Source organism: Microcoleus sp. B3-D7, from assembly GCF_036705305.1.
Taxonomy (GTDB): Bacteria; Cyanobacteriota; Cyanobacteriia; order Cyanobacteriales; family Microcoleaceae; genus Microcoleus.
Map to the genome: position 1 here is coordinate 1 of NZ_JAUBUE010000035.1, position 20,893 is coordinate 20,893.

Annotated in this window: 18 protein-coding genes and 2 pseudogenes; 6 read left to right on the forward strand and 14 right to left on the reverse strand. The window is 48.2% G+C overall.

The genetic code is table 11. The annotated features are described in order from the left end of the window. From QUB25_RS21010 to QUB25_RS21015, 3 genes and pseudogenes are all read right to left on the reverse strand, one after another. The coding region (locus QUB25_RS21010; RefSeq protein ID WP_445251973.1) for a tetratricopeptide repeat protein at positions 1-175 on the reverse strand (175 nt) is incomplete at its 3' end. Beyond that, positions 173-226: pseudogene (locus QUB25_RS29875) on the reverse strand (hypothetical protein); the annotation flags it as partial. The gene QUB25_RS21010 and the pseudogene QUB25_RS29875, both read right to left, overlap by 3 nt. Before the next feature lie 65 nt (positions 227-291). Beyond that, positions 292-1,143, reverse strand: a pseudogene (locus QUB25_RS21015) (tetratricopeptide repeat protein); the annotation flags it as partial. 148 nt (positions 1,144-1,291) lie between these two features. Here QUB25_RS21015 and QUB25_RS29880 point away from each other — a divergent pair. Continuing rightward, positions 1,292-1,492 (forward strand): hypothetical protein, encoded by a 201-nt coding sequence (locus QUB25_RS29880; protein WP_445251972.1) that lies wholly within the window; start codon positions 1,292-1,294, stop codon positions 1,490-1,492. Between the two features lie 417 nt (positions 1,493-1,909). Here QUB25_RS29880 and QUB25_RS21025 read toward each other — a convergent pair whose 3' ends face one another. Continuing rightward, complete coding sequence (locus tag QUB25_RS21025) at positions 1,910-3,130, reverse strand: FtsW/RodA/SpoVE family cell cycle protein (RefSeq protein ID WP_333185677.1); 1,221 nt, start codon at positions 3,128-3,130, stop codon at positions 1,910-1,912. A gap of 36 nt (positions 3,131-3,166) precedes the next feature. Between QUB25_RS21025 and QUB25_RS21030 the strand changes: the two genes are divergently transcribed. Then, positions 3,167-3,589 carry an EamA family transporter gene (locus QUB25_RS21030; protein WP_333185679.1) on the forward strand — a complete coding sequence of 141 codons (423 nt, stop codon included), beginning with the start codon at positions 3,167-3,169 and terminating at the stop codon, positions 3,587-3,589. Positions 3,590-3,700: 111 nt separating this feature from the next. On the opposite strand, the gene QUB25_RS21035 is transcribed toward QUB25_RS21030, so the two are convergent. Next, positions 3,701-3,904: a phycobilisome linker polypeptide gene (locus tag QUB25_RS21035; protein ID WP_006634929.1), complete on the reverse strand. Its 204-nt coding sequence runs from the start codon at positions 3,902-3,904 to the stop codon at positions 3,701-3,703. Positions 3,905-3,941: 37 nt separating this feature from the next. On the opposite strand from QUB25_RS21035, the gene QUB25_RS21040 reads away from it, so the two are divergent. Continuing rightward, a complete protein-coding gene (locus tag QUB25_RS21040) occupies positions 3,942-4,169 on the forward strand; it encodes a hypothetical protein (protein ID WP_333185681.1) in 228 nt (75 codons plus the stop codon). 3 nt (positions 4,170-4,172) lie between these two features. On the opposite strand, the gene apcB is transcribed toward QUB25_RS21040, so the two are convergent. Both apcB and apcA read right to left on the reverse strand, forming a co-directional pair. Next, positions 4,173-4,658 carry an allophycocyanin subunit beta gene (gene apcB / locus QUB25_RS21045; protein WP_006634930.1) on the reverse strand — a complete coding sequence of 162 codons (486 nt, stop codon included), beginning with the start codon at positions 4,656-4,658 and terminating at the stop codon, positions 4,173-4,175. A gap of 176 nt (positions 4,659-4,834) precedes the next feature. Next, entirely contained in the window at positions 4,835-5,320 is a 486-nt protein-coding gene (apcA, locus tag QUB25_RS21050) for an allophycocyanin subunit alpha (protein WP_333036136.1), read from the reverse strand. Between the two features lie 1,042 nt (positions 5,321-6,362). Here apcA and QUB25_RS21055 point away from each other — a divergent pair. Continuing rightward, the gene (locus tag QUB25_RS21055) at positions 6,363-7,565 is read left to right on the forward strand and encodes a hypothetical protein (protein ID WP_333185684.1); all 1,203 of its coding nucleotides are present in this window, start codon (positions 6,363-6,365) and stop codon (positions 7,563-7,565) included. Between the two features lie 324 nt (positions 7,566-7,889). On the opposite strand, the gene QUB25_RS21060 is transcribed toward QUB25_RS21055, so the two are convergent. Together QUB25_RS21060 and QUB25_RS21065 are read right to left on the reverse strand one after the other, a co-directional pair. Next, complete coding sequence (locus QUB25_RS21060) at positions 7,890-9,155, reverse strand: ABC transporter permease (RefSeq protein WP_333185687.1); 1,266 nt, start codon at positions 9,153-9,155, stop codon at positions 7,890-7,892. A 303-nt stretch (positions 9,156-9,458) separates the two neighbouring features. Next, positions 9,459-11,279, reverse strand: coding sequence for an efflux RND transporter periplasmic adaptor subunit (locus tag QUB25_RS21065; RefSeq protein WP_333185690.1), 1,821 nt, complete (start codon positions 11,277-11,279; stop codon positions 9,459-9,461). A gap of 305 nt (positions 11,280-11,584) precedes the next feature. On the opposite strand from QUB25_RS21065, the gene QUB25_RS21070 reads away from it, so the two are divergent. Next, on the forward strand, positions 11,585-11,962 hold the full coding sequence (locus QUB25_RS21070; protein WP_333185691.1) for a DUF6632 domain-containing protein: 378 nt from the start codon (positions 11,585-11,587) through the stop codon (positions 11,960-11,962). 112 nt (positions 11,963-12,074) lie between these two features. Here QUB25_RS21070 and QUB25_RS29885 read toward each other — a convergent pair whose 3' ends face one another. The 3 genes from QUB25_RS29885 to QUB25_RS21080 form a co-directional block, all read right to left on the reverse strand. Next, complete coding sequence (locus QUB25_RS29885; protein WP_445251974.1) at positions 12,075-12,197, reverse strand: winged helix-turn-helix transcriptional regulator; 123 nt, start codon at positions 12,195-12,197, stop codon at positions 12,075-12,077. A gap of 100 nt (positions 12,198-12,297) precedes the next feature. Next, positions 12,298-13,566 carry a pitrilysin family protein gene (locus QUB25_RS21075; protein WP_333185695.1) on the reverse strand — a complete coding sequence of 423 codons (1,269 nt, stop codon included), beginning with the start codon at positions 13,564-13,566 and terminating at the stop codon, positions 12,298-12,300. 255 nt (positions 13,567-13,821) lie between these two features. After that, positions 13,822-15,087, reverse strand: coding sequence for a pitrilysin family protein (locus tag QUB25_RS21080; protein ID WP_333185698.1), 1,266 nt, complete (start codon positions 15,085-15,087; stop codon positions 13,822-13,824). 301 nt (positions 15,088-15,388) lie between these two features. On the opposite strand from QUB25_RS21080, the gene QUB25_RS21085 reads away from it, so the two are divergent. Further along, a complete protein-coding gene (locus QUB25_RS21085) occupies positions 15,389-16,417 on the forward strand; it encodes a hemerythrin domain-containing protein (RefSeq protein WP_333185701.1) in 1,029 nt (342 codons plus the stop codon). A gap of 509 nt (positions 16,418-16,926) precedes the next feature. Here QUB25_RS21085 and QUB25_RS21090 read toward each other — a convergent pair. Both QUB25_RS21090 and QUB25_RS21095 read right to left on the reverse strand, forming a co-directional pair. Next, on the reverse strand, positions 16,927-17,787 hold the full coding sequence (locus QUB25_RS21090; RefSeq protein WP_333185704.1) for an SDR family oxidoreductase: 861 nt from the start codon (positions 17,785-17,787) through the stop codon (positions 16,927-16,929). Positions 17,788-18,010: 223 nt separating this feature from the next. Beyond that, the gene (locus tag QUB25_RS21095; protein ID WP_333185706.1) at positions 18,011-20,494 is read right to left on the reverse strand and encodes an SdrD B-like domain-containing protein; all 2,484 of its coding nucleotides are present in this window, start codon (positions 20,492-20,494) and stop codon (positions 18,011-18,013) included. Positions 20,495-20,893: the final 399 nt, after the last annotated feature.

The following is a 20,893-nucleotide window of genomic DNA, read 5'->3' on the forward strand; positions in this document are numbered from 1 at the left end:
TTTGGCGGTCTTTAATTTCGCGCGCGATCGCCAACCACTGCTGAGTGTACTCGATCGCTTTGGCGTAGTCGCCGAGGTTATGGTAAGCAAGTCCCAGATTTCCCAGAGCTTTTCCCTCGCTTTGGCGGTCTTTTATTTCGCGCGCAATCGCCAAATGCTGCTGTTGGTACTCGATCGCTTTGGCGTAGTCGCCGAGGGAAAGGTAAGCAATTCCCAGATTTCCCAGAGCCCCCCCTCGCTTTGGCGGTCTTTTATTTCGCGCGCGATCGCCAACAACTGCTGACTGTACTCGATCGCTTTGGCGTAGTCGCCGAGGGAAAAGTAAGCATTTCCCAGATTTCCCAGAGCTTTCCCCTCGCTTCGGCGGTCTTTAATTTCTCGCGCGATCGCCAACCACTGCTGTTGGTACTCGATCGCTTTGGCGTAGTCGCTGAGGGAAAAGTAAGCATTTCCCAGATTTCCCAGAGCTTTCCCCTCGCTTTCGCGGTCTTTAAATTCTCGGGCAATCGCTAACTTCTGCTGAGCGTACTCGATCGCTTTGGCGTAGTCGCCGAGGTTACGGTAAGCACTTCCCAGAGTTCCCAGAGCCGCCCCCTCGGTTTGGCGGTCTTTAATTTCTCGCGCGATCGCCAACAACTGCTGACTGTACTCGATGGCTTTGGCGTAGTCGCCGAGGGAAAAGTAAGCAATTCCCAGATTTCCCAGAGCTTTCCCCTCGCTTTGGCGGTCTTTAATTTCGCGCGCGATCGCCAACCACTGCTGAGTGTACTCGATCGCTTTGGCGTAGTCGCCGAGGGAATCGTAAGCAACTCCCAGATTTCCCAGAGCTTTCCCTTCACCTTGGCGGTCTTTAATTTCTCGATAAATTATTAGTGCCTGTTGCCCAGACTGCAATGCAGCTTGAAATTGACTAATCTGATACTGCTGAAGCCCTTGGTCTAAAAGTCGGTCTGCTTCGGCTTTCCGCTGAGCTTGGGTTTGAGCCCATGCCTGAGAATTGATGATTTTAAATTGAGAGTTAGGGATAAACCGAAACTCACCTACAGTCAGCGCTGCTAAGATTGAGATCAGTGCCGACAATCCAATTTTTTGCAGTTTCATAACTTTTGACTCGCCTCTGGTTTGAATATCCGCTTGACACATCAAGATATTGCTAATGCGATTTGCACGACGCGGTTCAGTTGACTGTTGACTGTTGACTGTTGACTGTTAACTGTTAACTGTTAACTGTTGACTGTTAACTGTTAACCTGGGATAGCGACATCTACCTGGAAGGAAGAGGATTGGAGTAATGAATAGTCTTGTTTTAATTTCTCCCGATCGGGCTTGGGGCTTTAAACCAATTCTTTCTGGTAACAGTAACGCGAATGCTGGGAAAATTGCAGCAGCCAGGGTTAATCGTTCGAGATCGCCATTTCGGCATTTAATTCTTAACAAAGGTGTTTTTGCGTCCGCCTCCGATTTGTTTGGCTGCAACCCTCCAGCAGTATAGCAAGCGACAGCCATTTGCATCTACATAATGCTGTCTAATATTAAAGCCCAAATCGAATAGCATCAGAATTGTCTGTCTTGATTTTCCTGCCCCTATCTACAGCAATACATTTATAGCCAGAAAAGATATCATTAAGCGGTGCATCTATTTAGGACAAAACTCAATGGCTAACTCAACTCCAGAAACACCGCAACCAGACAAAAAAGAATTAGCTAACATCACAGCTAAACCTCAAGAACAACAAGAAGAACTGCCAAATAAAGGTGACGGGCGGAAATAGTCGATCGCCCAGAATGATACCGCAGCAGAAGCTAAAGAAACCGGGTTTTTTGACTCTTATTGAAGGTTTTAAGCAAATATTTTGGTTAAACAACCCGGTTTCTAGCTACCCGCGCGTCAAAGAAATAACTTGACAAATTATTCGGTTTGTGTAGTTGGGTTGTTCGATCGCAAGTTCGGCTTTCCCGGCTTTCCACGGAGGCCGTTTAAAGAAACCACATCAGCCTCAGAACTCTCTCTCGCCACCCGAATCAGCAACCCCGACAACAACAAACTTGCCAACATCGAAGAACCCCCATAACTAAAAAACGGCAGTGGCAAACCCGTAGTCGGCAAAACCCCCGTCGCCACCCCAATATTCAGCAGCGACTGTCCCACCATCACCACCATCACCCCAATCGCCACCAACTGACTCTCACTATTTCGAGCCTTCATCGCTACCCTCAACGCCACAGTAGAGTAAGCCGCCAACATCAGCAACAGGGAGAAACCTCCCACCAAACCAAACTCCTCAGCAAACACAGCAAAAATAAAATCGCTGTACTGAATAGGCAAATAAAATAACTTTTGCTGGGACATCCCCAAACCCACACCCCAAACGCCCCCAGAACCCACAGCCAGGAGACTTTGAATCAACTGATAGCCGTCTTGCATCGGGTCAGCCCAAGGATTGAGAAAAGACATAATCCGGCGGCGCTGATATTCCCTAAAACTAATACTTAAAACGGCTAAAAGCATTCCTCCCATAGCCGTTGCGCCCAACTGCAAGTAAGGCAAGCCCGCCGCCAAAGCCACCAACCACAAAGTCATCCCGCACAAAGCCGTGGTACTTAAATTCGGCTGCAACAAAATTCCCAACAGCATTGCACCGAAAATTACCAGCCAAGTTAAGCGAACTTTATTCGTCAACCGGTACCAGTTGCCGAAAATGCGGGCGCTTTGGAGAACAAAAAACGGCTTGATCAACTCAGAAGGTTGAATAATCGGAACCGGGCCCAGAGATATCCAGCGAGTCGCCCCGTTGATTGTGGTTCCCACTCCCGGAACTAAGGTCAACCAGAGCAATCCCAGCAGCAATAAAACGCCGAACTGAGCTGTTTTCATGATGTAGCGCAGTGGGGAGTACACCATCAAGTTAAAGCCGGCCAGCCCGATCGCCACTGCGACTAGCTGTCGTTTAAAATAATAAAGCCCGTCTCCAAATTCATAATTTGCAATGGGATAGGAAGCCGAAAACAATGCTGTCAGCCCTACAAACAGCCACAGAAAAGTCAGCCACCTCAGCCACCGAGCCTCAGCGGCCCATTGAGACGCGCTGGGGTCAAAAAAGGGAATCAAGCGTCGAATGTCATTAGCCATAGGATTTTAGAATGCTCTCAATAAACTCTAACAAAGATGGCTAAAGTACCAGATTGGTTATTTTACGCATTAATCTGCTCGCTATTATATGGTTTGTGGGGATTTTTTGGCAATTTAGCGACTAAATATATTGACTACAAAACTGCTTTTGTTTATGAAGCAATTGGCGCTATTTTAACTACTTTATTTATTATTTTCCACACTAATAATTTTAGTTTTGAGGGAGATGTTAGGGGAATTTTGTTTGCGATGGTAGTTGGCGTTTCTGGCACTGTGGCATCATTAGTATTTTTTATAGCCCTTGGTAAAGGTGAAGTTGCCAATGTAGTGAGTGTTACTTCTATCTACCCGCTGATTACTATATTATTATCGTCTTTATTCTTGAAAGAGGCTATTACATTACCGCAAATGCTTGCTGTTTTGTTAGCGATAATCGCAGTTATACTTTCTGCTTATTGAAATATTTGTCCATGATTAGATTAACAACGCTGGACATTCTTCCTTCTGCCATAACAAACAAAAAAGAGGTCGATGCGACCTCTTACCCCTCTACTAATCCAGCTTCGGCTCTTAAAGCAGGCCTGTATTAGCTCCGGGCTTACCGGTAGCCAGTTGCACTTTAATAATTCTGCCGCCCATTTTCATAATTCTTTGCTGTTCCCGGAACCAGTTGTCGTAAGGAACCAGCTTAGTAAAATAGGTATTTTGCAATTCGCGCTGAGTGCGGATGCGAGTTTGACTGGGGACGCAAGCAGTCACCTTAAACATTCTCATGGGAAACTAACTCCTGAGTAGGTTTACAGATTATTAGATGGATTTTTTAAAGATTGAAGGCAGGGAGTTAGGAGTCAAAACTAGCTCGTTAAAACTGGTCGGGCTTTCTCGACAAGCCTTTGACGGTCTAGCAATCACTCTCAACTTCCCTGACCTCTTTTCAAAGCCAAAGGTAACAAGTCCAAAGTTAAAAGTTAAAAGAGGCAAGAAACAAATATTTTTCTTTCTTCCTTCTTCTTCCTTCTTCCTTCTTCCTTCTTCCTGAGTCTTAGCTCAAGCCAGAGCAGATGTAGTCGAAATAGACGCCCATTTCTTTACCAGCGTCAGAACCGACCAAACCGGCGGTGACTTCTTTCATTGCTTGGATTGCTTGTACGGTAGAACCGATGGGCACGCCCAAGGAGTTGTAGGTTTCTTTCAAACCGTTGAGCACGCGCTCATCGAGGATGGAAGGGTCGCCAGCCAACATAGCGTAGGTGGCGTAGCGGAGGTAGTAGTCCAAGTCGCGGATGCAAGCTGCATAACGACGAGTGGTGTACATATTGCCGCCGGGACGAGTTACGTCAGAGTACAACAGAGACTTAGCAACTGCTTCTTTGACGATTGTGGCTGCATTGGCGCTGATGGCTGTAGCGGCGCGGACGCGCAGTTCGCCAGAAGCAAAGTAGTTCTTGAGCTTGTCTAGAGCGCTGATGTCCAGGTACTTACCTTGAACGTCAGAGGAATTGATAACGGCGGTAATTGCGTCTTGCATGGTTGTCTTGTTTCCTAGAAAGTGGCTGAGTCAGTCCAATTTTGGAGCTAGAATTTGGAATTTGGGATTTGGGATTTGAGATTTTTAAGTGGCTGGTTATTTGCAAAAGCTTTTAACTTGTTGCCGGCAACCCCCAATTTTTCAATCTAAAATCGAAAACCTAAAATCGAAATTCCTTACTGCATCGCACCGATAACGTAGTCGAAGTAAGAGGAAGCTTCGGAAGCATCTTCTCCAGACAGCAGCGAGCTTGCTGCATTTTTCATAGCACGAACGCCTTCGGCGACGGCTTCAATCGGGGTGCCGAGAGATTTGTACATTTCGCGGACGCCGACAATACCGATTTCTTCGATCGGAGTAATGTCGCCAGCTACGATTCCGTAGGTAATCAAACGCAGGTAGTAGTCCATGTCGCGCAAGCAAGTTGCGGTCATTTCTTCGCCGTAAGCGTTGCCGCCGGGAGAAACAATATCAGGGCGCTTTTGGAAAAGTTGGTCGCCTGCTTGCTTGACGATGCGTTCGCGGGATTCGCTCAAAATTTGGGCGATGCGGACGCGGCGTTCACCAGAGGTGACAAAGCTCTTGATCCGATCTAATTCACCTGGGCTCAAGTAGCGAGCTTCGGCGTCTGCGTTGACGATTGATTTGGTGACGATACTCATCTTGTGTGTACCCGCTGGATATTTTGCTATATGAACTGCTCTGCGCTGAGCTAGCGAAGGCGGGCGCTTGCGTCCCGTATCTTTCCTGCTCAGGCAGGAGCTTTGACGGGGAAGGCTGGACTTTCCACAATCAGCAACTGTTGAAGTTGTTGGGGGGTGACTGCCTTCGGTGCTTAACGGCGCTGGTTCTTCACGCCGGTGCGCTTGTGAGTGCTCGCACTAAGCCTGTCGCTTACAATACCATAAATGACTGATGCGATCTTTAATTTATGATCAAGATTGCAGCAGGCCACTTAGTGGCGATCGAGTGACTGTCGGGCAGTTAGTAAGGATATTGCTTCTCTGACACAACTACCTCTCGCAAGTATTTTGAGGCATTATGTTCACATTCTGAGTGTTACTGTAATAGTTTGTAACATTCTTTTTCATATTTGGGCCCTCGCTTGGGTCTTCTCGGTTAAAATTTCACAGTTAAAAAATTGCTAAAATTATCTCGCAGCAATGCTTACAGGCGATCGAGCATTGATCTGGAATTGTGACGGGCGACGGCGCAACCATCAAAGACTTTTCCCTCAGAGGGAAGGGAGACAGGCCGGAGGCAGGGGGGATCATTGGTGTCAACTTAAGCTTTTAGTCCACCATTCCTCCCACTCACCAGGCAGTCCGCCAGGGAATGAATTCCCTGTCTTATAGCGAAAGTCCTCGCTTCCGAGGACTGAAGAACTCCTTAGTCCTCGGAAGCGAGGACTTTCGCTTTGAGGCTCTTGTTTCCCCCCTGACGGGCTATCGGTTTTACCTTAAGCTGACACCAATGAGGGGGGAGATGTGCGATCGTCTCACATCTTGCACCATTCTGAATAAGTCTTCGACGGGCGGGATCTCCTGCCCAACCCCTACTACCCACAATAAAACTCACTCTTTGTGTTTGTGCAATAGGCCGTCGGCGCTGTTCTCGCTCGCGATGCCAGATATTAATATCATCGGAAATCGTAACTTTCGAGCTTGTAGCTAGATTTGACTCTCACTTTTAATCTGGTGCGCCGTGAAAAGAAATCTATCAGCCCTTAAAAAAGCTTTACAGTTTGGCATTAGCGGTGCTGTCGGCGGTTTCGTCGGCAATCTAATCACCGAACCTTTCATGCAGGGACTCACTGGTTCGGAATCTGTTTTTGACAGTGTATTGTCCACAGCTCGGTGGTTTGGATTGGTAGGCGGTGGCATTGCTACGGCTATCATGTTCGGCTATTATTACTATATCAAAGGCAAGCCTCAAATTAAACAAGCTTTAAAAAATGGCGGATTGTTTGGTTTAATAGCAGGAGCAATTTCTGGGGCGATCGCCGAAGGTATTTACAGCGGAATTGGCGACGGAAACAACGAATTATTGCGAGTAATTTGCTGGGGAATAGCTGGCAGTTTGTTAGGACTTGGGCTGGCACAGCGGATTCCTAATTTGGGAGCGCTTCGCGGCATGGGAGGCGGCGGTGTTGGAGGAGTTTTGGGCGGCTGTTTGTTTATTCTGTTTGCTTACAATCTATCCGGTACAGCAGGCCGTTTAGCTGGGTGTGCTGCGATCGGTTTTTGGATAGGAATTATGTTGGTTGTAGCTGAAACTTTGTTCAACAAAGCTTGGCTGGTAATTAGTTATGACACCGGAGCAAATCGCACTCTCACTCTGGGTTCGGAACCGGTGACTTTTGGCAGTGATGAAAATTTGTCTATTATCTGCATTCCTAATGTTTCGCCTTTGGCAATGCGGTTTCAGTTGGAAGCAGGTCAAATTGTTTGCGAGAATGTGGATAGCGGAGCGGTTAGTTATTTGCGATCGGGCGACCAAAAGAGAATCGGCAAATGTACAATTACAGTAGGAAACTCGGACTTGCCAGCCCCAACATCGGCAAATATTCCGCCTACCTTTATATCAGATCAGCCCGCAGTAAATTCTTTTACCAGCGGTCAATTTTCCCTGAAATTAGGAAGTCGAGTTATTCCTCTGAGTGCGAGAACTCAACTATTCACCTCTGACATACCGAGTTTAACAGCCGCAGCATCTAACGGTCTTGTAGCTATAGTCACTTCTAGATCGAGAAACGAGCTTTCGTTAGGATTGACGAATTTGTGCGATCGCGCTTGGTGGGCTACAGACATTCAAGGCGATATAAAAATGGTAGAACCTGAAAGTACCCTGACTTTGGCGTTGGGAACTCAAATCGAATTCGGTGAATTAGAGGGCGAAATTGTGTAAGTAAGAGAGTAAGCTGTTGCACATTTAAACTGTGATACAAGCATTACCCTTGTTTTTGATTTTGCGACCCCATTTAATTACAGCACTTTCTGATGTTAGGAGGTAGGAGCGATAACGTGGAAAACAAGGCGTTGCTTAATCAGGGTATGAATCACCTTTTCGATTGAAGTTACAAAACTCACCCAACTTGGCTTAGAGCAATTGGGAAATCTTGAATTCATACCTGTATTCAGCAACGCCTCCGACCACTCGTGCGTCCACGACTATATTTGTCACACTGGCGTCCAGGACTGTTCAATTTAACTGGGGCGAACGTCACTAAGTTCAATCATTCCGCAAGGCTGCGATCGGATCTAAGCGAGCGGCATTCCGAGCCGGCAATACTCCAGCTAACAACCCGACGGTAAAAGACAGCCCAAAACCCGCTGCGATAGACCATACAGAAACCACAAACGGAAATTTGAACGCTGTCGAGGCCCCAAAGGCGATCGCAATTCCCAACCCAATACCAGCCGTTCCCCCCACCGTGGAAACTAAAATAGATTCCGCCATAAATTGAATTAGAATTGCTGCATTAGTAGCGCCTACCGCTTTGCGAATCCCGATTTCCTTAGTGCGTTCCACAACAGAAACCAACATAATATTAGCAATACCGATGCCGCCAACCACCAAAGAAATTCCGGCGATCGCTCCCACCATAACCGTAAATAAACCTATCACATTGCTGAAAGTATTAACTATCTCAGCTTGATTGACAACTCGAAAATCATCCGGTTGTGGCGGATAAATATTGTGGCGCAAGCGCATGATATTTTCTACTTGAAATTGAGCATCGGCTAAATCAGCTTCGCCCGCAGTTTCCAACCAAAAACCCGAGATCGCAATCCCCGCTAAAGAATTTCTCCCCACAATCCGCGAAGACATATTTTTCAGGGGAATATACACTCGATCGTCTTGATCGGTTCCCCCTACAGACCCCTTGCTTTCCATCACTCCAATGACCTTGTAGCGGTTTCCCTGAATGCGAATATCGGAGGAGAGCGCATTAGCTCTGGCTCCAAAAAGTTCGTCCCGCACCTTAGAACCGAGGACAACTACTGGCTCAGCAGCATTCAATTCATCCTCGTTAAAAAACCGTCCTTCTTGGGGTTGAATGTTCTTCACATCTGGATAGTTTAAATCCGTTCCCAAAATAGCAGTAAATGAGTTTTGTCCGCCGTAAACGACTTGCACTTGGCGCTGCAAATAAGCCGAAATAGCCTTAACTGCAGGAGCTTGTTTGCCGATCGCCTTAGCGTCATCCCAAGTAAGGGTAGTAGCAGAACCGCTTCCCTGACTGACACCGCCCGATCGCGAAGCGCCGGATAAAACCAACAGCACATTTGTACCCAAAGCCTTTAACTGTTCTTCAGTTGATTTTTGTACACCCTGTCCCACCGAAGTAATAGCAATTACCGAAGATATCCCAATAATTACGCCTAGCATAGTTAAACTGGTACGCAACTTATTATTCCACAGCGCCTCTGTCGCCATGAACGCGATTTGAACATTAGAGATTTTGTTGGTGCGGGGGCGAGTCTGTAATTTCATGTTGTTTGTTATTTATTATTTATTATTTGGTGGCAACTTCTAAGAAGTATGCCTAAATTAGTCCCTAATTTATCACCTGACGATGCAACCGGAAACGATATGATTTGTGGCACGATCCGCCGGGGGTTGAAACCCCCGTCTCATAGCTAAAGTCGCTTGAAACCGACTGAAAATTCGTCTGAAACTGATGTATATCAACTAACTCTTCAGTCCTCTTTCAGAGGACTTTCGCTATGAGACAGGGATTTCAATCCCTGTCGGACTGTCGGACTCTCTCGCGGACTAACTAATGACTACTGACCACTAACGCAAGCGCGTTCCCCCACCAGGTTGCAAACCCGGAATTCCACCCGACGAGGGATTTTGGGATCTAGGCCGCAATCCCGGGGGGAAACTCATCAGCACTTTTTCATTTCCTTTCAAACCCGATCGCACTTCCGTCTTGTCATCCACCGTCACACCAGTCTTAATCGGCATAAAAGCAGGTTTACCATCTTCTCCACCGGGAACATAAACCCCCGATTCCCTTTGTTGGCGGACAATTGCCGCAGTCGGAACTACCAAAACATTTTTGAGTTCACCGGCCTTAAACTCAACATTCACATTCATGCCCGATCGCAGCATTTGTTTATCGTCATTAATAATTGCTGCTTTTACCTCAAAACTTGTCACATTTTGCTGGACGATCGACTGAGGCGAAATTTGAGTGATTTTACCTGCAAAAGTCTTTCCCGCAAAAGCATCGGCTTGAATAGATGCAGCCTGGCCAATCTTAATCTGAGAAATATTAGTTTCTGCTACGTTTGCTACTAATTGATTTTTTGAAGCTAAGGACAAAATCGAAGAAGAAGTCGCCGAAGAAACCGCACTACCTGCCGTCGTGGGAGTCACAAAAGCGCCCGGATCGGCGTACTTGCGGGTAACAGTGCCGGTGAAAGGAGCCCGCAGCACAGTGTCGTCGATCTGCGCTTGAACGCTTTGCAGGCTGCCTCTAGCGGCGAGAACTTGGGCGCGGGCTTGGGCGATGTCTTCGGGGCGAGAACCAGCTTCTAGCAGCGCCAAAGCTTGCTGTTTTTGCTCCACTGCGGCCTGCCCCGCAGCGATGTCTTCCGAGCGTGCGCCCGATCGCGCCAGGGCTAAAGCTTGACGTTTTTGCTCCACTGCAGCCCGCCCTGCAGCGATGTCTTCCGGGCGTGCGCCCGATCGCGCCAGGGTCAAAGCTTGCCGTTTTTGCTCGACAGCAGCCCGCGCCGCAGCGATTTCTTCAGGGCGAGTACCCGATCGCAGCAAAGCTACAGCTTGTTCGGCTTGTCTGACTTGCGTTTGAGATCGATCGCGCTCGGTGCGGGAGTTGTTGACAATTTGCAAAGCAATGGCTCCGGCATTATAGAGTTCCTGATTTCTCTGAAAGTCTTCCTCAGCTTGGTTTTTGGCGTATTCGGCATCTCTGAGTTTGGCGATTGCTTGGGCGATGTCTTCAGGCCGATTGCCCTTGAGCAATTTTTGTAAATTTGCCTGTTGTTCAGCTAGTTGTGCCTCGGCTACGGCAATATCCTGGCTTCGATTGCCGTTGAGCAATTTTTGCAAGGTTGCCTGTTGTTCTGCTAACGCTGCCTCAGCTACAGCAATATCCTGGCTTCGATTGCCGTTGAGCAATTTTTGCAAGGTTGCCTGTTGTTCTGCTAACGCTGCCTCAGCTACAGCAATATCCTGGGTTCGATTGCCGTTGACCAATTTTTCCAGGTTTGCTTCTGCGGCTGCGAGTTGTCCGCGAGTTTGGGTAAGTTGCCCTTGGAGGTTGGAGTCGTCCATGTAGGCGAGAATCTGCCCTTGTTCAACCTTATCTCCTTCCTTGACAAGCAAACTTTTGAGCATTCCTGAAGTTTTGGGGCTGACGTTAACGGAACGTTCGGGCACAATTGTGCCGTTTGCCGAAATTGTAATCGGCAGGTTCACCCTTTCGACAGCAACGGTTTTTTCCTTGCGTCTGGTTTCGCGGTTGGATTTGACTGTGAGTTGGCTGTAAGCTGTGTAGCCTACTCCTGCAAGCAGGGAAGCGGCGAGGAGTCCGCTAACCCACGGAGTCAGCTCTTTTTTTATCTGAAAGTGCTTTACTAAGTACATATAAATTAGACATATCGGGCGTCTGTTGAATTTAGACCGAGCGGGAAGAGAAAACGTTCAATTATAATATTTTTAGTTAGGGGCGATCATTTGCCTCTCAAATCAACCGTTATGCCACAAGTCCTCTCTGGGGTGTGGCGGGAAGCTTATCTTTATAAGCACCTTCTTTCTGGTTGATTCAGAAGCGTTTAGGACTGCACCACAATCGTCGGAGGTATGATTTTGAGCCAGATCAAGATATTTACGGAGCAAATACGAATCTAGTTGGTAGAGACTCTACTGGAAAATAATAGGAGGTTAGAGCAATGGATAAGGATCATCGATACTTGCGAATCGCCCTTGTTGTTGTCGGAATTGCCTTTCTGCTTATCTATCCACTGATGAAGATTTGGCCATCGGGCTGGTTATGGCAACCAGGCCAATACGAATACGAACAGATGATCCTCGGCATTTATGCGACGCTTGGTGTCTTTTTGCTGTGGGCTTCTCGAAAACCAGAAAGGCATCTGAGCTTAATCTGGTTCACCGTCTGGTCGAGTGTTGTCCACGGGCTGATCATGGCGGTACACGCAGTAATTGATTCTGCGGAACGGGGACACCTCCTCGGCGATGTTCCAGCATTGATTTTGGTGGCAATTGTCCTTGGTTTCTTAGCGTCACGCGAAGTGGTGCCAAGTGAATGAACGGGCGCGGCAGAACAAATTAAATCCAGCAGACATACGAAACCCGGGGTGCTGAGTTAAAGACATCTACGGTCGCTGATTTGAGCCGTTCGATCGCTCATAGTGCATTTTCTCAATTAGTACGAATCGCTGCTAAGTCAGCAAGATGTATCTCACCCCACTCGTAAAGCGTTGCGATCGGCTCAAAGAAAATTTTACCTAATGATGTTAGTGAATATTCAACCATCGGTGGGATATTGACATATTCTGCTGGAGCTTATATCAGATCCGGGCGCTCGCGTATAATAAGATCAAACCGATCGAACTTTTCAAAAGTTCGATCGCCCATTGCCTACTCAACAAACAGCCGCTACACCCAATTCTGTAATCGCCGCCTCCGGGCCCACCAAAGAAACATACGGTTCTACAAAATATTTCTTAGCAGCATCCCGCGCTTGTGAAGCTGTCACCTGTGCAATTTCTTCTTGAAATTGCTGGTCAAATTTAATTCCCAATCCCAAAATTTCGTACCAGCCTAAAACTTGGGCAATTTGCGAATTAGTTTGTTTTCCTAAAGCATATTGACCGAGCATTTTATTCTTGCAAGCTTGCAATTCTTCCTCGCTTAGTTCGGTGTTGGCGAGTCGATCGACTTCTGCACGCAATCCTTCAAAAGCAGTCGCCGTATTTTCCGGCGCCGTACCCATGTACACGACAAACTGAGCCGTGTCCAAGCGCGTCGCGTAGACCGCAGAAACGTCGTAAGCCAAGCCGCGCTTTTCCCGCAATTCCACAAACAATCGGCTCGACAAACCGTTACCCAAATAAGTATTCAGCAACTTAATCGCTGCATAGTCGGGATTTTTGACAGAGGGTGCGAGGTAGCCCAGCATAATCACTGATTGCTGCGTATCTTGCGCCGTAACGACCGATTGAGGGGAGGGGTAGAGAGGGGGGACGTTTAAAGTTGGCAGGGGTGTTAAAGGCGCTTTCCAGTCCCCAAAAGTTCGCTCGATCAGCGCGATCGCATCTTCGGTGGATATTCTGCCGGCGACAGAAATAACTACATTATCGGGACGGAAATAGGTTTTGTGGAACTCTTCGAGCTCGTTTCTGGTGAGCTTGGACATAGTAGCTTCCGTGCCCAAGGGAGAGAAAGCATAGGGGTGTTCCTGGTACATCGAGTGCCGCAATTGCTCGAAGGCGATCGCAAATGGCTGTTCTTGTTGCGATCGAATTGCCGATATGGCAATTCGGCGTTCAAGTTCGACTTCAGCTTCCGGGAAATTGGGCGATCGCGTCAATTGCGCCGCCAACTCCAAAATCTCCTCAAAATCCGCAGAAACCGTCTTCAAACTCACTAAAAAATAGTCTGTAGTAGAGTCGGCACTCAACCTCGCTCCCACCGATTCTACACGCTCGGCAATTTCCAGCGAAGACAGCCGATCGGTTCCCTTAGTCATTACCGCCGACAGCAAGTGACACAATCCTGCTTGTTCCGGCTGCACGTAGCGACTGCCGGCCCGCAGGAATATCCTAGCTGCAATAATATCTGCTGCTGGATTTTCTGCTGCTAAGACAACAATACCGTTGTCTAAAACCGTGCGCTGGATTTCATTTTTCATTGAATTCTTTGTTAACTGTTGACTGTTGGCTGTTCGCTATTGGCTGTTGACTGTTCGCTGTTGATTGTTGACCACAGTAACAGATACATTTAACCCGGTAAATCTAGGAATCCACCTAAATCTACTTTGTATGACATATGCTTAATATGCTTAAAACAATGATGACTTAATGTAACCATCGCTCTTGCTATTTTAGCTGCAAGTCTTCTCTTACCTTTTTTCAATTAACCGTCAACCGTCAACCGTCAACCGTTATTAGATTGGTTTGAGTACCACGGCCGTATAGCGTCGAGGAGAGAGATATTGTTGAGCTAGGCGCTGGATGTCTAATGGCCCAAATGCTTTAATCCTGGTGGGATAGCTAAGCGCTAATTCCGCAGTGGCGATCGTATTGTAATATCCGTAAAGACCGGCTAGCTGTCCCGGCGTTTCGAGCGAGAAAGCAAAATCGTTGCACAGCAAACGCTTACAGCGGAGCAATTCTACCTCGGAAACTGGCTCAGACTGCAATTCCCAAAGTCGATCGCAAATCCGAGATTCCACCTCTTCGACATCCTTCGCCTCCAAGACTGCACTGATAGTAAATAAACTCGATTCCCGTTGCAGCGAGAAAGTGCTGTCTATCGCCTCTACCAATTGTAATTCTTCCCGCAGTTCCCTGACTAAACGCGAAGTCCGCCCGTCTGCAAGCAACACCGACAGCAAATCTAAGCCGCAAGCACTTTGCAAGTGTTCAACTCCCGGGCCCGTCCAGGCCATCATCAGCCGCGCTTGTTCCAATCGGGGGAGACAGAGTTCCTGACGGCGAATTTCTATCAGTGGCGGTTCCGCCTCTGCCGTTAATTTGGGACAATCCCACCTGTCTGAAAACTGCTCGAATGCTTTCCCCGTAATATCTCTGGCCTGTTGTTCATCAATTCCCCCGACTATCACCACAGTCATATTTTCCGGCTGATAGTGCGATCGGTGGAAACAGCGCATTTCGTAGGGAGTTCGCGACATCAGCAGTTCTGCCGTGCCCAATACCGATCGCCTGTAGGGATGCCGCTGGTAAACTGTTTCCATCATGGCTTGGAAACCCAGCCAATCGGGATTGTCTTGAGCTTGACGGATTTCTTCGAGCACCACATCTCGCTCGCGATCGAATTCCTGATCCGGAATCGAAGCGCGCAGCAGCAATTCTGCCAGTGGCTGCGCTGTTTCTGCTAAATAATCGGCCGCAGCGTTGACGAAAAAATGGGCGTAGTCGTGACTTGTAGCTGCATTGGCGACACCGCCGCGATTTTCGATTACCTGGTCAAATTCTCCCGGGGCGATCGAATCCGTCCCTTTAAATATCATGTGTTCTAAAAAATGAGCCATTCCCGACCAAGAATCCGGCTCCAGCGTAGCGCCAGCCCTCACCCACACGTCTAGCGCGACCACCGGTGTGGCCGAAATCCGCTGGTGAATGACCGTTAACCCATTATTCAGCTTCCAGACATTGGCTGGGAACTCTAAAGCAGTGAGCAGTTGAGACAAGCTAGTTATTCTTAAACTTTAGTTAACTTCGGCTGCAACTATGGTAGCGCTTTACAGCTCTGCGATCGGGATTAATTGATACAGAAATAATCACTCATCTGCGATTCATCCTTACTCATCTGTTGTTTTTTGCTTTTTGCTTTTTTCAAGCAGTCTCAAATACTTACCCTTTTTTTGCTCAAAAGTCAATAGGTTGCGCGGGATATTAATGAATCAGTCGGGAGAAAGAGGATGTTATCAGAATATATCAATAAATTAAGAGATGTAAGAACACTAAAGACATTGAGAGGAGAAACGACAGATGGTAGCTACCCTAGAAGATACCAAGCGCCAAGCGATCGCAACTAAATTAGCAGACATGAAAGCGCTGCAAAACCTGTTGATCGCCAACGAGCAATTGTTCATCAATTCCTGCAACGACTCCGAACTGTGCGATCGTTTCCGGGATATGCTTGAGGACGATCGCAAAAACTTGGGCGTATTAGAAACCGTAATCGTTCAATACGGAATTCAAACCGAACCCAAAGAAACATTCACAAAAATGATCGAAGAAGTTCAGAAACTCATGAAAGGTTCTGAACTAACATTGTTTGAAAAAGTCGCTCAGCACGAACTGCTCAAACACAAACAAACAATGGCTGGTCTGTTAGTACACAAAGCCGCTCAAATAGTCGGCGCAGACATCGAAGCCGCCATTACTCCCCTCAACACAGTTAACTTTGAAAACCGCGCTCACCAAGAGCAACTCAAGGGAGTTATGGAAATCTTGGGCGTGCGCGAACTGACCGGCAAAGACCCCGACCAAGGCGTTTGGGCCCGCGTGCAAGATGCCATGGCAGCCATGAGTGGCATCATCGGCGGTGCAGTTACCCGCAGCAAAGATGAGATGAACATCACCGAAATCATCTCCATGGATCACCGCAAAGCCGATACCCTATTTATGGAAATCGCAAGCACCGACGATCCTCAAAAACTGCAAGAATTCTTCGGTCAACTTTACAAAGACCTCAGCGTTCACGCCGAAGCAGAAGAACAAGTTGTTTACCCAGCAATTCGCAGCTACTACAGCAACACTCAAGAACTTTACGACGAGCAAGCAGAAATGAAGCAAATGCTCGCCAAGATTAAGTCAATGAGCCCCAGCTCTCCTGAGTTCAAAGCCCAAATCAAACAGCTCCAAACAGCAGTTCAGGATCACGTAAAAGAAGAAGAAAACGATATGTTCCCTCAAATTCGCCGCAACTTGAGCGAAGCACAAATGGAACAAATGGCTACTCAATTCAAAGCAGCCAAAAGCACCATCCAGCAAGAAATGGCTAACCTGAGCTAATTTAGCAGGGAGCTAATTGTAGCTCTAGGTGAGCTCAAAACTAGCTAAACTGCAACCTATCAATCCCGCTACCCACGTAGCGGGATTACTGTTTTGTGTAAACTCACCAATGTTCAAAAACTAATATCAAATCTGTTAGCATCGGAATTATTCATTTATCTATTCTTTTCATCTGCGTGAATCAGCATCAATCCCTTGTCATCTGCGGTGAAGAAATTCTCTTTTTTTAACCGCAGATGAGGGGAGATTAACACAGATTAATTGTATCAATTTCGTTTGCATCGTCCGTGATTGTTGACTCTTCGGCGAAGCAGAGTGGGCATCACTGTTGACTGTATTTTACACCCGATGATGCTAACAGATTGAATATAACTAAAAAAATGAATAAACCCGCCGTAGGTAACGTGGTTGTGGGGGCGGGTTTATTTAGATGGTGAGTTATAGTCAGAGGTTGTGGGTGAAAGTTCCCCGACAAAATGCGGTTATTTATATATTAACTCGCGCCAAATCTACCCGTTAATCACAGATCCGCCGTTGGGATGCAAAATTTGACCAGTCATGTAAGACGAATCTTTTGAAGCTAAAAACACGTAACTGGGGGCAACTTCATCGGGTTGACCGGCGCGTCCCAAGGCTGTGTCTGCACCAAATTTCTCCACTTTTTCTTCAGGGAAAGTTGCAGGAATTAGAGGGGTCCAAATCGGGCCGGGGGCGACTCCATTAACCCGAATTCCTTTCTCAGCTAAACTTTGAGACAAAGAACGGGTAAAGGCAACAATTGCTCCTTTGGTGGAGGAGTAATCTAGTAATTGTTGATTGCCTTTATAGGCGGTGACAGAGGTAGTGTTGATAATTGCACTTCCCTCTTTGAGGTGTTTGAGAGCGGCTTTTGTGAGATAAAACATCGAGAAAATGTTGGTGCGGAAGGTGCGCTCTAATTGTTCGGCGGTAATGTTTTCGATGCTTTCTTGGGGATGCTGTTCGGCGGCGTTGTTGACGAGGATGTCGAGATGCCCAAATTCTTTAACTGTTTGTTCTACAAGGTTTTGACACACGCTTTCGTCGCCGATGTCGCCGGCGATCGCAATACAGCGTCGGCCTTGTTGTTCGATCGCCTCTTTGGTTTTTTTGGCATCATCATCTTCGTTAAGATAGCTGATGACCACGTTAGCGCCTTCTTTGGCAAAGGCGATCGCCACCGCACGCCCGATACCGCTGTCTCCGCCGGTAATTAAGGCTACTTTGTCCCGCAATTTGTCGCTACCGCGATATCCCTCCGCGAAGGATTGGGGTTGCGGGGTCATTTGGGATTCAATACCGGGTTGCTGGTCTTGATGTTGAGCCGGATTGGTTTGTTGTTGAGTTGGCATAACATATTCCTCTAGGTTCTACCTCTATAAATAAAGGTTTTCTTGAGGCGGGGAATCGCTCTTTTTGCCGATCGTCCTCTACTACTAAAGACAGTTTGGGCGATCAAAACCCCTTGTTATTATTCTCACAACCGCAAAAAGCACGCCAAAAGATCATTTGACGTGCCGTTTAAACAAGCTAGTTGCTAATTGCTGAGTCTCAAACTAGAGACTGAACTTAAGATTACAACAACCCATTAGTCTCAGAAGGAACAAACCACTGTGATAATTCTTTCCCGAGTGCCTCCTGTGGTGGAAACAGTAGAACCGAAGCCTCTGGCGGCGGTGTCAACTGGTTGAGGCCAAAACCATTAGCCGGAGCACCACTCCCCTCTTTTACGACGATCCCACTGTAATCACTGCGGCTTGGTTGAGAGTCTGAGCCTCTGTTAGTCAGAGGATCTTTGCCGAGGCTAGAAGCAGTTACCATAGCCGGATCGGCAGTAGCCTGACCTCCAGTTAGGACATCATCATCATCATCATTGATGCTAGAAGCACTGAGGGCTGGTGTCGGTACTGGCGCCGGCACGATCGGCGTCACAAACGCATTCGGCCCTGGCACCGTTAAAGGAACAGGGTTGGGCCCGGTCGGAATCGGGAACGGGTTCGGAACGCCCGGAGCGTTGAAAACTTCCAATAGCGAATAGTTGCCCGGAGCTAAATTGGTGAACAGCACCTCGCCCTTAGCATCACTCCTGACCAGAGGCTCGGTACCAGCATCGTAGCGGCCATTGTTGTTCAAATCCAAGGTGAAAGGGATATCCTGCAAAGGAGGCTCGCCCTCATCTTGAAGGCCGTTGCGGTTGTCGTCCCGGAATTTTCTTCCGATCGCGTTAAAGAACTGGCCGTTGCCCACCAAAGCACAAGTAAACGTTTGGTTTGCGCCCAGAACGATGTCCAGTTGTTGAGTAGTTTGGAAAGAATTTGAAGGCGTGACTTCCCGGACTCGGTAAATACCGGGGGTCAAATTGCCAAACTCCCAGCGGCCGAACTGATCGCTGACGCTAGTGGTTTCTCCCGCATCGAGGGCGTTGTTACCGTTGCTGTCGAGGTAGATTGCGACCCCTGAGATCGGCGTTTCAAAGCCGTCTCGGTAGCCGTTGCCGTTCAAGTCTTGGAATTTGCACCCAGTGATCCGGCTGTTGGGGGTGTTGCCAAAGACGACGTTGGCATCTTGATTGCTGAGGTTGAACTGCACCCGAGCCGGAGTAGTAGCACTAAAACCAGCTTGCGGCACTTCCCGAACCACATAATTGCCCGGTTGCACGTTGGTGAAAGCGGCGCGTCCGTTGGCGTCAGTTACTCTCGACTGTTCCCCTGTGTCGAGGACGCCGTTGTCGTTGGCATCAATGTAGGCCGTGACGCCGGCAATGCCCCCTTCCTTTGGAGTGTTGCCCGGTTCGTAACGACCGTTAGCGTTTTTATCGTTGTATTTGAAGATCGTGATGTTGGGGAGCGTATTCCCGACACCACCGCTGCCTGGATTTACCGGAATCGGGGTGAAGAATACTGCGGGTTCCGGGTTGACCGGCGGGAACGGGGGCGGAAAGTTCGCCGCAATGACCCGCTGGCCGCCTGGAACTGTTGGATCTGCCACTATGAAAGGCAGTGTTCCCTGCTGTCGCGATTCGGGCCCGGGGGCTGTGACTTCTACCGGGTTCTGGGTAGTGTTAATTGGCGGCTGGTTGGCTATGAATGTTTCAAAGGTTTCCAATACTGAGTAGCTGCCAGCTTTCAAATTTCTGAAGGTAGCCCTTCCGTTAGCGTCAGTTAACAGTCGCGGTTCGCCCGCGTCTGTTCTGCCGTTGCGGTTCACATCTATGATGAACGGGATGCCCTGGAGAGGAATTTCCCCTGCGTCTTGTATGCCGTTGGCGTTGTCGTCGCGGAATTTAAAGAGCGGGATTTCGTACAGGGGAGTGTTGCCCACTTGAGCGCAAGCCCAGATTTCGCCAGGGCCGAGGTTAACGTCAAGCAGGGAGATGCTGCCGGGGGGGGTGCTTTGGGGAAAATCTTTTTCTAACGGTTCAGTGCCCGGCCCGTTGGCGCGCTCTTCCCGAATCCGGTAAAGCCCTGGCTGCAAATTGGTGAATCGATACTCGCCGTTTCTATCAGTTAAGGTACTGGTGTCCCCTTGATCTAGCTGACCGTTGTTGTTGGCATCGATATAGATCCTGACGTTTTCCATCGGGGGTTCACTCCCGTCTCGAAACCCGTCGTTGTCTACGTCGAGGTATTTGCAGCCAATTATCTGACCACCGATCGGGATTGAACTATTGCCGAACAACACTGTGGCATTAGTGCCCGCGAGGGTGACGACGACTGGGTTGGGAGTTGTCGGGCTGAAATTGGCTGGCGGGATTTCCCTGACTGTATAGGTGCCTGGAAGCAAGCCTGGAAATACGAAGTTTCCGCTGGCGTTTGTCAACGTCGAGGGTTCACCTGGCTCGACATTGCCGTTGTTATTGGTGTCAATAAAGATTTGGACGTTGGAGATTGGCGGCTCGCCTGCATCTCGAATGCCGTCGCGGTCGAGGTCATTGAACTTGGTACCCTGGATACCCGCAGGAGCGTTGCCAAAATTGATGGTTGGCGGTAGCACTATTGGGGGTAATACAGGGGTTACCTGACTAGCATTTCTTTCTGCCATGATTTTCTGTTCCTTCACACCTAAATCTACGTAAGCTACAGGCTACTGTATCACTTTGTCAATCAGCAGTTAGCTGCTGCTAGCGACTGACGATCGCTACTCAATCATACATACGTCTACGTTGCTCGAAGGTTCCTCATCTAACATCAGGCTTACTCCAGCTTGGTCGCACGAGATTATATCAGGTTTTGAATAGCTGTGGCAATTTGAGCGCAATATCTTCAAGATTTGCGCCCTGAGTTCTTCTGCCCGTGGACACTTGCTGTTTTGAGCTGGAACAAGGTTAAAACTCACTGCACCTCGGTGACTTGAGCGACCTCGCCACGAGGGCGATCGCACTTGGGGAATTGTCTGATAATTCCTAAAAACAGGTATGATACTGTCTCTGAATCTTGCTCCTCATATACAAGCCAGCTT

Bases quoted from the DNA above. Each gene is read 5' to 3' on its own strand.
- QUB25_RS29880 (WP_445251972.1), top strand. From the start codon at position 1,292: ATGAATAGTCTTGTTTTAATTTCTCCCGATCGGGCTTGGGGCTTTAAA.
- QUB25_RS21025 (WP_333185677.1), bottom strand. From the start codon at position 3,130: ATGGCTAATGACATTCGACGCTTGATTCCCTTTTTTGACCCCAGCGCG.
- QUB25_RS21030 (WP_333185679.1), top strand. From the start codon at position 3,167: ATGGCTAAAGTACCAGATTGGTTATTTTACGCATTAATCTGCTCGCTA.
- QUB25_RS21035 (WP_006634929.1), bottom strand. From the start codon at position 3,904: ATGAGAATGTTTAAGGTGACTGCTTGCGTCCCCAGTCAAACTCGCATC.
- QUB25_RS21040 (WP_333185681.1), top strand. From the start codon at position 3,942: ATGGATTTTTTAAAGATTGAAGGCAGGGAGTTAGGAGTCAAAACTAGC.
- apcB (WP_006634930.1), bottom strand. From the start codon at position 4,658: ATGCAAGACGCAATTACCGCCGTTATCAATTCCTCTGACGTTCAAGGT.
- apcA (WP_333036136.1), bottom strand. From the start codon at position 5,320: ATGAGTATCGTCACCAAATCAATCGTCAACGCAGACGCCGAAGCTCGC.
- QUB25_RS21060 (WP_333185687.1), bottom strand. From the start codon at position 9,155: ATGAAATTACAGACTCGCCCCCGCACCAACAAAATCTCTAATGTTCAA.
- QUB25_RS21065 (WP_333185690.1), bottom strand. From the start codon at position 11,279: ATGTACTTAGTAAAGCACTTTCAGATAAAAAAAGAGCTGACTCCGTGG.
- QUB25_RS21070 (WP_333185691.1), top strand. From the start codon at position 11,585: ATGGATAAGGATCATCGATACTTGCGAATCGCCCTTGTTGTTGTCGGA.
- QUB25_RS21075 (WP_333185695.1), bottom strand. From the start codon at position 13,566: ATGAAAAATGAAATCCAGCGCACGGTTTTAGACAACGGTATTGTTGTC.
- QUB25_RS21085 (WP_333185701.1), top strand. From the start codon at position 15,389: ATGGTAGCTACCCTAGAAGATACCAAGCGCCAAGCGATCGCAACTAAA.
- QUB25_RS21090 (WP_333185704.1), bottom strand. From the start codon at position 17,787: ATGCCAACTCAACAACAAACCAATCCGGCTCAACATCAAGACCAGCAA.